Origin of the sequence: Paucidesulfovibrio gracilis DSM 16080 (genome assembly GCF_900167125.1) — a bacterium.
GTDB lineage: Bacteria > Desulfobacterota > Desulfovibrionia > Desulfovibrionales > Desulfovibrionaceae > Paucidesulfovibrio > Paucidesulfovibrio gracilis.
In genome coordinates, this window is sequence record NZ_FUYC01000001.1 from 17,033 (window position 1) to 28,977 (window position 11,945).

Here is an 11,945-nt window from a genome sequence, read left to right on the forward strand (position 1 = left end):
TGAAATAACAATACCAGGGAACAGGCCGCCGCCTGCCCCCTGGGACCAATCAGGGCGGCCTAAGCCGCCCCGTTCCTTGTCCTACTGCAATTCGACGTACTCTCCGTCCTGAACCTGATACATGGAGAAGCCGACCCCTTCGGCGTCGCCCTTGGCGTCGAACTTGATCTTGCCCACCGGCGTATCAACGTACTCGGTACGTAACGCGTTGACCACGGCGTCATAATCCGTGGAACCGGCCTTTTCGATGGCATTGAGCAATGCCAGGGCCGCGGAATAGGCTTCGTAGAAGAAAGCACCCGGCTCGGTGCCGTACTTGGCCTTATGCGCGTCCAACGCCACCTGATACAGGGGGTTGCCGGAAATGTCGCGCGGGCCGGAGGCGTACACGCCCTCAGCATACTCGCCAGCCACCTTGATGAAGGTATCGTCTTTCACGCCGTCATCAGAGATGAACGGAAGATCCAGATCCTTTTTGCGCATCTGGGACACGATCTTGGAAGCTTCGGGATGGTAGCCACCAAAAATGACGCCATCTGCACCGGAATTCTTGATCTTCTGAACAACTGCGGAATAGTCCACCGCGCCGGGGGTCACGCCCTCAAAAAGCACGACGTTCATGTCCGGATCGGCTTCGACGAAATCGCGGGCAAAGGAGGCAAAGCCCTTGCCGTAGTCGCCCTTGTCATGAATCACGGCAATGGTGGTCAGGCCGATCTTTTTGGCAAAATCCACGCCAAGCTGCGCCTGAGCATCATCCGAGGCGATGGTACGGAAAAAGTTCGGGTAATCCCCGCTCTGGGTCAGAGGCGGGTTGGTGGCGGAAGGCGACATGCACACGATGCGGGTTTCGGTATAAATCGGCAAAGCCGCCTTGGTTGCACCGGAGCAGATGTGTCCAAGCACCACATGCACGCCCTCGGAGAGCAGCTTGGTGGCGGCGTTAGTGGCCTTTTCCGGCTTGCATTCGTCATCCTGAGCCACGACCTTGACCATGCGTCCAAGCACACCGCCCTCGGCGTTGATCTTTTCGGCCACCAGCTCGGCAGCGTTCACCGTGGGCAGGCCATAGGAGGCCAAGTCACCAGAATGCGCACCAGGCACGCCAAGGACAATCTCCCCGGCCGGTTCCGCAACGGTCTCTTCGGAAGCCGCTTCCTCGGTTCCCTGACCAGCGGCGGTCTCTTCTTTTTTCTGTTCACCGCAACCAACAGCCAGCGCAGCCACAATGAGCACGGCCAGCATGTTCAGCAACCACTTCATCTTCATAGAATTGTCCCTCCTGACGCTCTTCAGGCGCTAAAGGTGTACGAAACACGGACCTCAATCTATTGTCGGATACCTCCAGGAAACTTCGGCGGACGCAACCCGCCGACTTCTTGGGAAGTGGGCTAATCTAGGTATATTCCCTACGACTTGTCAACAACGAGAACCCCGCAGCTCCGGGGCTTTAGTCTTCCTCCAGAGCTTTTTTCGCCTGCGCACGCAAGTCGTCGAAACCGTGTTCACCTTCGGCCACCCGGCGCAGATGTCGCTCCCCTTTCTCAGGCTCATCCAATCGGAATTTGTATAGAACACCCAAATTGTAATGGGCGAACACTTCCTCCGGCTCGTTGACCAAAATTTGTTCCAGAGTCTGGGCCGCCTTGTCGTACCGGTCCAGCTCAAACCACCGGCTCGCAAGATCCATCAAGGCCATCTTGTCCGCGGCGGCAGCCTGTTGCGCCCGATCCAGATACTGGGCCGCGCCTTCACGATCGCCACGCAGGATGCGGATATTGGCCAGCTGCATAAGCACCTCAAGGTCTTCAGGATTCTCCTCAAGTCGCTGTTCCAGACCTTCGATCATGGCGCGCACGCCTTCCATATCCATTCCGGCCATGCCCTCGGACATACCGCCCTGCGCGCCGGGAGCGCCCGGGGCGGAGGCCGACGGTTGCCGCATGGTCTTCTTCAGACTGGGATTATCCCAACGGTAGAGCATGGACGAAACAAAAATCGCCAGAATGCCGAGCACGGCGGCCAAAATAACAATCCTGCGACCCACCGCAGGAGGGGTCGACTGTGCGTTAGTCATTGCGCAACAACTCCAATTGCTTTGCCCGACGGTTCAAACGCCCATTCCGGGTCATGAGAAAAACGCCGTATGCGGCCAATCCGCCCCATACCGCGACATTGGCCAACGTAATATACAGGCTGGAACTCATCTGCCCTCCCCGTCTTCCATCAACCGCTCAGCCATTTCCGCATCCAAACGCTTTTCACGCGTACGTTGCGCCCGGCGAGCCAGCAGAAACACGAGCCAAAGCACCCCGAACGCGGCCAGACCCACAAATACGGTATGCCACATGGAGCCGGTCATTCCCGAAGCCTTGCGCGCGGTATCCGCAGGGTGCACTCCACCCCAGAGCCGCGTGGCGAAAAAAACCAGCGGAACGTCCAAAAAGGCCACCACGCCCAAAACCGCGGCCACGATCTGCCGTCTTTCGCCCCCCAGGGGAGAAGCCCGGAGCACCAAATAGCCCGCATACACGTACCACATGATCAGGGCTGTCGTGAGCTTCGGATCCCACAACCACCAGTGGCCCCACTCGGCCCGCGCCCAAATGGATCCGCTGACCAGGGCAAGCCCGGAAAAAAGCACCCCCACTTCGGCCGCGGCTCCAGCCAGGTCGTCCCACACCTCGGAACGCTTCCACAAAAAAAGAATACTGGCCGCGAACACGGTAAAAAAGCTCACCAAAGCCCACCAGGCCAACGGAAGATGGAGATAGAATATCTTTTGCACCGGGCCGGACTGAGCCACGGGAGCATATTGCCAGATAAACCACTGATGCACGGCCAGAGCCGCCAGCGCCAGCGGAGTCAATATCCTGTTCAGGTTCATGGGGTCTCCTTTGGTCCAAACAATTGCCGAAACAATCCGAAATCGAGGCCGGTTTTCCGTCCGCGTCTTCCGGCCCGGCAATGCCGCGTATCCGGACCGCTACTCCTCGCCGCCGTATACAAACGGAAACAGCAGCAGGGCCGCACCAGCGTACAGGGCGTCGAACGCGCCAAGCAGTCCTAGCCAGGCATCCGCCCCGGCCGCGTCCATACCGGACAGCACCATGGCGAACAACGTGATCCCCGCCAGCAGAGCGGGAATCAGCAGGGGAAAAACGATGACGGACAGCAGAGACTCCCGGGCAGCCTGCCCCTGAGCCAACGCCCCCAGCAACGCCCCCAGGACCACCAGCCCGACGTCGGCACCCAGCCAGGCCGCGCCCAGCAGCCACAGCGGACCACGCACATCCTGCCCCAAGAACACCACGATGCCCGGAAAAAAGATCAACTGCGAAAGAAGCAGCAAGGCAAATCCGGCCACAGCCTTGCCCAGCCAGACCGAATGCCGGGGCGCAGGCGAGGAAAGCAGGCCCAGCCTGGCCCCCTCGGCCTCCTCCAGGCTGAACAATCCGTTAAACACGAGCACCAGCCCAAACGCCGAGGCCAGCCAGAACACGGCCGCAGCCGCCTGAGGCGGAATGGCCTGCCCTTCGGGATAGGCCAGACTGAACAAGAAAATGAGCAGCAACCCCAACAGGACGGCCTGCACCACGCCCTGGCCGCCGGAAAAGGAAAGCCGCCAGTCTTTGGATGCCACGGCCACAGCACGTTTCAGCATACGGCCTCCGGTTCATACTCGGCCGCAGGCCCGCAATACCGCATTCGCGCGCCGGAGAGCGCCAAGACCGTATGGGCCAATTCCCGGTCTTCACGAACCTGATGACTGATCCAGACGATGGATGTCCCAGCCTCGGCAAGACGCCCTATTTCACGTCGCAACAGCGCCAGGGACGTCACGTCCAGGCCAGTACCCGGCTCATCCAAAAACAAGAGAGCGGGATCGACCAGAAAGACCCGGGCCAAATTCAGCCGCTGGGACATGCCCCGGGAGAATGACCCGGCCCGTTCCTCGGCCACTCTGACAAGCCCCACCCGCTCCAGCATTTCCATAAGCTGTTTTCGACTGCGGCGCAGGCCGTACATACGCGCCCAAAAGCCCAGGTTCTGCAAGGCGGTGAGTCCGGGATACAAAAAGGTGGCATGTCCGAGATAGGCGGTCCGTTCCGGTGGAACATCCAATCGCACGGTTCCTGCAGAGGGCCGAGACAATCCGGCCATAACCTTCAGAAGCGTGGTCTTGCCCGCGCCGTTTGGGCCGGCAACCAGCATGACCTGCCCCGGCTCCACAGCACAGGTCACGTCACGGAAAACCAGTTTGGCGCCATAAAACTTCGCGGCCTTTTCCAGCCGCAACAACGGGGACGTGCTCATGCCGGCTCCGGATTTCTCCGCAAAAGCACCAACGGAGCCAGACTCATCAACGTACCACCGATCCATAACCAGTTCACAAGCGGGTTCACGCTCGCACTGATGGTCACGCTGCCGTCCTTTCCGTCATACCCCAAAAGCGTGGCGTAGATTTCATCCCCAAGGCCTGGAATAACGGACACTTCCGCGAAAGAATTCCGGGAGTTTGGATACCAGCGCCGTTCCGGACGGACCGTGCCGATCTCCTCCCCGTCACGCACCACCACCAACTCAGCCCGATAGGACAGGACGGCCCGGGAACGTTCCTGGCTCAGTTGTTGATGCGTTAACAGATAATGCCCAACCTGCATGCTTTCCCCGGGATGGAGCGTGGCCTGTGTCTCTTCTTTGTACGGTCCGGAAAACGCCACGGCCAAGGCCATGAGCGCCAGCCCGAGATGGACCAGATGTGGTCCCCAGGAGAAGCGGGTCCGGCGCGTGGCCGGGATCAGCACCATCAGCAGAACAATGGACGCCATGGCCGCCACAGCGCCCGAGGCGGCAATGAGCGCCAGCGGAATATGAATTCCGGCCAGCCAGAACATGACGAGAGAACCGCCAAACACACCGGCGGTCCCGGCGGCTCCGCGCGAATCGCGAATCCCTTCCTTCCAGCCGAACCAGGGACAGATGCAGAAGACCAAAACCAGCAAGGTAAACAGGGGCAGACATACACGGTTGTAAAACGCGGGATCCAAGCCCACGGCCGTGGGACTCCACAACTTGCTGATCACGGGCCACATGGTGCCGAGTGCCACCACAACGCCCAGCGCCAGAAAGACCCAGGCGGAGATAACCAGCATGCCCTGCCGACTGGTGAAGCCGGAAAGTGCACGGTACACGGGCTTTTCACCAAACAGCACGGTAATCAGGCTCACGGCCAGCCCGCCGAGCATAAACACGGTCAATGGTGTGGCCACCACCCCGGAACCGAAAGTGTGCAGACTCTGCACGTCCACACCGCTCCGGACAAGGTACGTACCAAACACGCAGAGCAGGAAGGTTCCGGCCATGAGAAAGACATTCGTCCGTTGCAATGCCCCCCGTCGATTTTCAATAATGGCGGTATGCAACAGGGCCGTACCCGAGAACCAGGGAATCAGCGAGGCGTTTTCCACGGGATCCCAAGCCCAGTAGCCGCCCCATCCCAATTCCATATAAGACCACCAGCCGCCAAGGATGATGCCCGCCGTCAAGAAGGCCCAGGCCGTCAGTATCCAATTTCGACAGACGCGCAGCCAGGAACGAGGCTCCCCGGCGAGCATGCAGGCCAAGGCACAACAGGCCGGCAGTGCAAAAAATCCATACCCCAGGAAAAGCAACGGGGGATGAAAGGCCATCCCAGGATTCTGCAACAACGGGTTCAGGCCCAATCCGTCGCCCGGGGCGGGAGTGGCCTCAATGAAGGGGTTGCTGTGACAGGCCAGCAGCAGAAGGAAAAAGGCCTGCACCACATAAAACAAAAGCCAGTAGAGCATGCGGGTCTGATCCGACAGGCTCTTATACCCCCGGGTGAACAGAAACACGGCCCCGGCAACCGCCATAATCAGATGCCAGAACAGCAATGAACCCGCCCGACCGGCCCAAAATGCCGTTATGCGATAGAGCAGGGACAACGTGTTGTCCACGTTCTCGAAAACGTACAAAAAGGAGTAGTCGCGCCCGACCAGGGCAATGAGCAGAAGATAGCTGGAAAAAACTACCAACACGGCGTTGAGCAGTTGGCCCCGTTCCAGAAAGGGCAGGGTTCCCTCGCGGTTCTGCCAGGAGGCGTAGGCCGCGAGTCCGGCGAGGAAGAGCGAGGCGAGCAAGGCGAACAGCAGCCCCACATAGGCGGCAAAATGCATAGGTGCTCCTTGAATGTCAGCGCGAAGGTCGCGCGGGTGTCGCCGTTGAAGTGGGAACGATTCCCATAGTCCGTGATGCGCCGAAAAACAAGGGGAACAGGGCTGTTTTTTTGATCCCGACTACCCTTCCTCTCGTTTTTCTTCATATTTTGAGGGACACTTCGTGGTCAGCTGGGTGGCGCGAAACACTTCGGCCTGCTCGTCCCAATCCCCCTTGATGATCACTTCGGATCCGGCCGCGAAGGTGTCCGGCACTGAGCCTCGATATTCCACACGCATGGAAACCGAAGCCCCGGTGTTGTCAGCCACATGGAAGGCCACGCCGAGATTGTCCGAACGCTGTTCAATGTCTTCAGGCAGTACCGTGCCGAAAAGCCGCACGTGCCGTAACTCCTCCACGTCCATGGACGCGGCCTGGGCCACGCTGAGCGTGGGTGTTGCCCCCTGGCTCAGGCCCGTGACGATGAGATATCCCAGTCCGCCGAGCAGCAACGCGAACGCGGCGATGTATACTCCCTTGGAATTTTGTGCACTCATGAAGGGTGCTCCTCATATTGTGTTGATTTTGCGCCTTGCAGCGCATGACGTTCAGGAATTCGGCCGCTGGTTCAGGACCGGCCCTTGTCTTTGGCACGGCGTGAGGCCACGGCGTCCCGGCGTTTGCGGGCCAGTTCGCGCATGTCCACCACCTGATCGGTCTCGTCCACGATTTCACTTCCGAGAATTTCTTCCAGCACATCTTCCAGGGTCACCACCCCGGCGATGCCGCCATACTCGTCCAACACCACAAACAGATGCATCCGGCTTTCCAGAAACCGCACCAACACCTTGTCCAGCGTCATGCTTTCCGGCACGAAACGCACCGGCCGCATCAGGTCGGCAAGGCGCTTGTCGTCCTTGTCGTCGGCCAGCGCCTCGAAAACCTGCCGCCGGTAAACCACGCCCACGACATCTTCGGGATCATCCCCCTCATACACGGGGAACCGACTATGCGGCCAATTGGAACGCGACTCCCTGGCCTGGGCCACGGTCATACTTTCCGGTAGGGAAAACACCACGGTCCGCGGCGTCATGATCTGGTCCACAGTCTTATCGTCCAGGGACAAAATATTGTGGATGGACCGGGCTTCATACGGTTTGATGGTTCCCGCCCGCCGAGTCAGGCTCACCAGGGCCAGCAAATCTTCCTCGCTGGCATCGGGCGCATCCCGGTTTCGGCGGATGATCCGCCCCATGAACGTCGCCATCCGCGCCACAGGCTTGAAAAACACCACCATCCACAGCATGGGCCGGGCCAGTGCCGGCGCCAGGGACTTGGAATACACCACCCCTACTGTTTTCGGCAGAATCTCGGAAAAAAGCAGAATGACTATGGTGAAGGCCAGGGCGAACATGCCCAGGCTGTCTTCCCCGTAGACAGAAGCCCATGCCGCACCGGCCAGGGCCGCGCCCACAGTGTGGGCCACGGTATTCAGCGTCAAAATGGCCGTAATCGGCTCTTCCACGTTTTTACGCAACGCCTCCAGCATTTCACCGGTGCGTAATCCGTCCTTCTTCAACGACTCCACGAGACTCCATGGAAACGAATACAGAACGGCTTCGGCAACCGAGCAAAAGGCCGAAACGAACGTGGCCAGTCCCACGGCGAGTATCAATTCTATCATTATTTTTTTCCGGTCCCTTAGAGGAGCCAGCGCGTTTGTATCAAAGCGCACCGCATCACGCAACATCCCGGCCTTGACTTGGCCGCCTGCTTGGGGAAGTGTGTTGGTCCGCAGGAACTTCAAAGGATATACGACGTGACATCACCCCGCGCAAGCCAAACCTGTGTCGCCTTCCGTCTCGGAGCCTTGGGCGACGTGGTGCTCACCACCGGAGTTCTGGACTGGTGGCACCGTCAATACGGATATTCCTTCATTTTCATCACCCGACCCGGACCTGCCTCAATTCTTCGCGGGCATCCCGCCATTGAACGCGTGGTTCCGATTCCCGAAGAGCGTCTGCACGGCACGAGCTGGCTGCAAACAGCGCTGCAACTGAGCCGTGAATACGCGGGCAAACCCCTGCTGGACCTGCATGGCACACTGCGGTCGCGCCTGCTCTCCACCCTCTGGCGCGGTCCTGTGGAACGCTATCCAAAATTCGGATTGCAACGACGGCTCTACCACCGTCTTCGGCTGGAACCGTTTCGCCGTTTTCTGGAACGCACCAACGTGCCACAACGGTATTCCCTTGCCCTGGAAAACATTCCTCCCGAGCCGGAGGAACTTTTACCGCAAATCCGCACGGATCACCGGGATCAGGCCCGGGCCAACGTCCTGCTCCAGGGCTGCTCGCGTCCCCTGGTGGCCCTGCATCCCTACGCCACCCACCCGGACAAGGCCTGGCCCAGGGAACATTGGCGCGTGCTCGCCCGCCTGCTCACAGACGCCGGACTGGACTGGTTCGTCATGGGCCACAACGGCAGTCCGCTGTTTCCGGACCGCACGCCGGAATCCTCCGGTGACGCTCCGGGCCGCGACCTGACCAACACCACAAGCCTCAGTGAAGCCTGCGCCCTGCTTTCCCGGTCCGATGTCCTCGTAACCAACGACTCCGGTCCTATGCATCTGGCGGCCGGCGTACGCACCCCCGTAGCGGCTCTGTTCGGCCCCACGTCCCGAGCCTGGGGCTTTTATCCGGCCGGCCCGCACGACGTCATCCTTGAGCGTCCCATGACGTGCCGCCCGTGCTCCCTGCACGGCAAAAACCATTGTTCCAACCATCGGGAATGCTTGCGCGGCATCACTCCGCAAAGCGTACTCCAGGCCGTACAGACTATCCTTGCATCCGCCGCAGCATCCCAACCGCCGAGGTGAACATGCGTCCATTGTATTTCGACCACAACGCCACCACCCCTCTGGCCCCGCAAGTCCGCGCTGCCATGGCTCCATTGCTGGACAAGGTTTTCGGCAACCCGTCCAGTGGCCATGCCTGGGGACTGGACGCCAAGGAAGCGCTGGAAGCCGCCCGGGGGCAGGTTGCGGCATTGATCAACGCGAATCCGGATGAAATCTGTTTTACTTCCTGCGCCACGGAAGCCAACAATACCATTATCCAGGGATTGCTTCGACCTGACGCGGAAAATCCCGATCCCGGCATGATCACCACCCAGGTGGAACACCCCTCGGTGCTGGAACCGGCCAGAGAAATGGCCCGACGAGGCGCAACCCTTGCGGCGTTGCCTGTGGACAACCAGGGTCGAATGCACCCCTCGGACCTGCACAATGCCCTGCGCCCGAACACCCGCCTAGTCTCCGTCATGCTGGCCAACAACGAGACCGGTGTGATCCAGCCCGTGTGGGAACTTTCCGGACCATGCCGGGAACACGGCGTTCTGCTGCATACAGATGCCTCGCAGGCAGTCGGTAAAATTCCCGTGGACGTCCGCGCATTGGGCGTGGATCTCTTGACCATTGCAGGTCATAAGCTCAACGCCCCCAAAGGCATCGGCGCTTTGTTCATCCGACGCGGCGTGTCCTTACCTGCGCTGCTCTTTGGCGGCGGTCAGGAACGCGGTCTGCGACCCGGCACGGAAAACACATTGCTCAGCGTGGGGCTTGGCGCGGCATGCGCCCTGGCCGGACGCGATCTGCCGGAGGAAATGGCCCGACGCCGCATGCTCGGGGAAGTGCTTAGGGACGGATTATCCCGCCTGGGAGCGGACTTTATGATCTTTGGAGAAAACGCAGCCCGGCTGCCCAATACGCTTTTGGTGGGATTCCGGGGATGGGACGCGGGCCGAATCGTGGAGGAACTGGCCTTGCGCGATGTGGCCGTCTCTGCCGGAGCCGCCTGCCATGCCCCGGAACACGAAGCCAACGACCCGCACAAGGCATCCATCTCCCATGTGCTGCGCGCCATGGATGCTCCAGTGGAATATGCTGCCGGATCCATCCGCTTTTCCTGGGGATGGGGAACGAGCCGTGAAGACGTGCTGGACTTGATTGAACGGCTGGCCCGAGTGCTGCGTCCTGCCCGCTGAACGCCAAACGGAAACGTCCCCGGTTCCGAGATCACCGGGGGGCAAACGCTGAGTCAGCAAGGCGGACGCCGGGGTCACTGAAAACTGAGCACCGTATACCTGTCCACCCCGGCCAGTACAAAAGCATCGAAGACCACGGCCGCAACCGCCAGCACCGTCCAAAACCAACGACGCCGGACAGCGGTCCAATCCGCCACCCGCTCGCGCAGAAGCAAAAACGCATTGGCCGCCACATAACACTCCAAGGCAAAGACAGGAAAACCAAGAAAACCGGGAACCGGCATCTCAAATATCTTCCAGTCACCCACAAATGGAATGTCGTACATCCATTTGGCTCCGGCCTGGGCGTTCCACAACTCCCACAAGCCGCCACAGATCAGTCCGGCAGTGAGCAAAAGCAGCAATCTGCGCGCATCTCCCCGCTCCCAATCAGCCAATAGGGACCGTCCGCCGTTGCCGTGCACCCACGGCTCCAACAAAAAGACCAACGCGCCCCAAACCAAGGGGAAAAAGAAACGCGGCAACGCCATGGGCAGGATCAAAAACGCCGCCCCGGTAAAGGCCAGCGGCAAGTGCAGCATTCGGGCGTCTTTGAGAGGAGGGACGGACGCGTCCCGGAACAGGCCGAACACATCCAGCAACCGGGCCGTGGCGAACAATGCGGGCAACACCGTGGCGTAGGACAGGCAATACCCTATCCAGCGCAAGGCCGCATCGGGAGGAAGTCCCACATACCGCCAATTGCCCAGACGAAAGTTGAGCAGCTCAAAAAACAGCCAAAGCGTCACGGACAAGGGCAGGAGCAGCAGCCAGTCCCGGGGGGTGTCATACAGGTCGGATTCACCGCCTCGCATGGCTGGCAGCGACTCCACCGCAAAAATATACGGCCACCAGACAAAACAATAATACCACGTGGAAAACGGCTCCCATCCTCGGGAAGCCGCGATCCCGGCAAACAAAAAGACAACGACGGAGGCGACAAAAACAATGGTGGCCAATCCCTTTCGGGTCATTCTTCCCCCGCGGCGGTTTGTGGACGGCCCCAGGCCTGGACAAACTCGGAGCCGTCTTCCTGGAGGGCGCGCTGCACCGCCGGAGGCACCAACAGGGAAAGGTCACGTCCTTGCAGCCAACGCTCCCGGATATCCCGGGCCTTGATTTCCAAACGGGGAACGGAAAGACATAGCAATCTGGCTCCAGAGGAGAACCGCCAGGACGGTTCCCGGCCCGAGGCAAGCTGCGTTGCATCGGGCCAGCGTTCTTCCACCAGGCGGGTCACAGGTTCAAAGCCGCTGCACCTGTCCCCCCCGCGATTCACGCACACGAGGTTGGCCAGCGCAGGAATTTCCAATCCGTGCCGCCAAGTGGGAATTTCCAGCAGGGTGCCGGCTCCAAGGATAAAAAAACGCTCCTGCGGTGGTGTGGGATAGCACTCCAGCGTGTCGCACGTATACGAAGGCCCGCTCCGCTCTCCTTCAATGGGGTTGGCCCGCAGGCCGTGAATGCCTTCCACGGCCAACTCGCACAGCCCCAACCGGATATCAAAAGGCAGCAATCCCTTCATCGGCTTATGGGGCGGAATGGAAGCGGGGACGAGATCCACCCGTTCCAATCGCAGCCGCTCCAGCACCTCCAGCGCCATGCGCACATGGCCCGTGTGTACCGGGTTGAAACTCCCGCCGAGTATTCCCACACCTTGTCGAGGCTCCATCGGACTTCCT

Annotated in this window: 13 protein-coding genes; 2 read left to right on the forward strand and 11 right to left on the reverse strand. The window is 60.3% G+C overall.

Annotated features, from left to right (window positions below):
- Window positions 1-81: 81 nt before the first annotated feature.
- The 9 genes from B5D49_RS00095 to B5D49_RS00130 all read right to left on the reverse strand — a co-directional run bounded on the left by B5D49_RS00095 (window position 82) and on the right by B5D49_RS00130 (window position 7,864).
- Window positions 82-1,269, reverse strand: a complete 1,188-nt coding sequence (locus tag B5D49_RS00095) for a branched-chain amino acid ABC transporter substrate-binding protein (RefSeq protein ID WP_200806748.1) — start codon at window positions 1,267-1,269, stop codon at window positions 82-84.
- A gap of 181 nt (window positions 1,270-1,450) precedes the next feature.
- Window positions 1,451-2,077, reverse strand: coding sequence for a tetratricopeptide repeat protein (locus B5D49_RS00100; RefSeq protein ID WP_144019028.1), 627 nt, complete (start codon window positions 2,075-2,077; stop codon window positions 1,451-1,453).
- The gene (locus B5D49_RS14680; protein WP_144019029.1) at window positions 2,070-2,207 is read right to left on the reverse strand and encodes a CcmD family protein; all 138 of its coding nucleotides are present in this window, start codon (window positions 2,205-2,207) and stop codon (window positions 2,070-2,072) included. Before B5D49_RS14680 ends, B5D49_RS00100 begins: the two co-directional genes overlap by 8 nt.
- A complete protein-coding gene (locus tag B5D49_RS00105; RefSeq protein WP_078715622.1) occupies window positions 2,204-2,887 on the reverse strand; it encodes a cytochrome c biogenesis protein in 684 nt (227 codons plus the stop codon). Before B5D49_RS00105 ends, B5D49_RS14680 begins: the two co-directional genes overlap by 4 nt.
- A 99-nt stretch (window positions 2,888-2,986) precedes the next feature.
- A complete protein-coding gene (locus tag B5D49_RS00110) occupies window positions 2,987-3,664 on the reverse strand; it encodes a heme exporter protein CcmB (RefSeq protein WP_078715623.1) in 678 nt (225 codons plus the stop codon).
- Complete coding sequence (locus tag B5D49_RS00115; protein WP_078715624.1) at window positions 3,658-4,317, reverse strand: ABC transporter ATP-binding protein; 660 nt, start codon at window positions 4,315-4,317, stop codon at window positions 3,658-3,660. The genes B5D49_RS00110 and B5D49_RS00115 overlap by 7 nt, the downstream gene beginning before the upstream one ends.
- A complete protein-coding gene (locus tag B5D49_RS00120) occupies window positions 4,314-6,200 on the reverse strand; it encodes a heme lyase CcmF/NrfE family subunit (protein WP_078715625.1) in 1,887 nt (628 codons plus the stop codon). Before B5D49_RS00120 ends, B5D49_RS00115 begins: the two co-directional genes overlap by 4 nt.
- A 120-nt stretch (window positions 6,201-6,320) precedes the next feature.
- Entirely contained in the window at window positions 6,321-6,737 is a 417-nt protein-coding gene (locus B5D49_RS00125; protein ID WP_078715626.1) for a cytochrome c maturation protein CcmE, read from the reverse strand.
- Between the two features lie 71 nt (window positions 6,738-6,808).
- On the reverse strand, window positions 6,809-7,864 hold the full coding sequence (locus B5D49_RS00130) for a hemolysin family protein (RefSeq protein WP_078715627.1): 1,056 nt from the start codon (window positions 7,862-7,864) through the stop codon (window positions 6,809-6,811).
- A gap of 135 nt (window positions 7,865-7,999) precedes the next feature.
- On the opposite strand from B5D49_RS00130, the gene B5D49_RS00135 reads away from it, so the two are divergent.
- A complete protein-coding gene (locus B5D49_RS00135; RefSeq protein WP_078715628.1) occupies window positions 8,000-9,058 on the forward strand; it encodes a glycosyltransferase family 9 protein in 1,059 nt (352 codons plus the stop codon).
- Between the two features lie 2 nt (window positions 9,059-9,060).
- Entirely contained in the window at window positions 9,061-10,224 is a 1,164-nt protein-coding gene (locus tag B5D49_RS00140) for a cysteine desulfurase family protein (RefSeq protein WP_078715629.1), read from the forward strand.
- 74 nt (window positions 10,225-10,298) lie between these two features.
- Here the strand turns inward: B5D49_RS00140 and B5D49_RS00145 are convergent, their stop codons facing one another.
- Window positions 10,299-11,237: a hypothetical protein gene (locus B5D49_RS00145; RefSeq protein WP_078715630.1), complete on the reverse strand. Its 939-nt coding sequence runs from the start codon at window positions 11,235-11,237 to the stop codon at window positions 10,299-10,301.
- On the reverse strand, window positions 11,234-11,935 hold the full coding sequence (nadD, locus tag B5D49_RS00150) for a nicotinate (nicotinamide) nucleotide adenylyltransferase (protein ID WP_078715631.1): 702 nt from the start codon (window positions 11,933-11,935) through the stop codon (window positions 11,234-11,236). Before nadD ends, B5D49_RS00145 begins: the two co-directional genes overlap by 4 nt.
- Between the last annotated feature and the right edge of the window lie 10 nt (window positions 11,936-11,945).

What these genes read in the sequence shown, in the direction of transcription:
- B5D49_RS00095 (WP_200806748.1), bottom strand. Translation starts at nt 1,269, where the DNA reads ATGAAGATGAAGTGGTTGCTGAACATGCTGGCCGTGCTCATTGTGGCT.
- B5D49_RS00100 (WP_144019028.1), bottom strand. Translation starts at nt 2,077, where the DNA reads ATGACTAACGCACAGTCGACCCCTCCTGCGGTGGGTCGCAGGATTGTT.
- B5D49_RS14680 (WP_144019029.1), bottom strand. Translation starts at nt 2,207, where the DNA reads ATGAGTTCCAGCCTGTATATTACGTTGGCCAATGTCGCGGTATGGGGC.
- B5D49_RS00105 (WP_078715622.1), bottom strand. Translation starts at nt 2,887, where the DNA reads ATGAACCTGAACAGGATATTGACTCCGCTGGCGCTGGCGGCTCTGGCC.
- B5D49_RS00110 (WP_078715623.1), bottom strand. Translation starts at nt 3,664, where the DNA reads ATGCTGAAACGTGCTGTGGCCGTGGCATCCAAAGACTGGCGGCTTTCC.
- B5D49_RS00115 (WP_078715624.1), bottom strand. Translation starts at nt 4,317, where the DNA reads ATGAGCACGTCCCCGTTGTTGCGGCTGGAAAAGGCCGCGAAGTTTTAT.
- B5D49_RS00120 (WP_078715625.1), bottom strand. Translation starts at nt 6,200, where the DNA reads ATGCATTTTGCCGCCTATGTGGGGCTGCTGTTCGCCTTGCTCGCCTCG.
- B5D49_RS00125 (WP_078715626.1), bottom strand. Translation starts at nt 6,737, where the DNA reads ATGAGTGCACAAAATTCCAAGGGAGTATACATCGCCGCGTTCGCGTTG.
- B5D49_RS00130 (WP_078715627.1), bottom strand. Translation starts at nt 7,864, where the DNA reads ATGATAGAATTGATACTCGCCGTGGGACTGGCCACGTTCGTTTCGGCC.
- B5D49_RS00140 (WP_078715629.1), top strand. Translation starts at nt 9,061, where the DNA reads ATGCGTCCATTGTATTTCGACCACAACGCCACCACCCCTCTGGCCCCG.
- B5D49_RS00145 (WP_078715630.1), bottom strand. Translation starts at nt 11,237, where the DNA reads ATGACCCGAAAGGGATTGGCCACCATTGTTTTTGTCGCCTCCGTCGTT.
- nadD (WP_078715631.1), bottom strand. Translation starts at nt 11,935, where the DNA reads ATGGAGCCTCGACAAGGTGTGGGAATACTCGGCGGGAGTTTCAACCCG.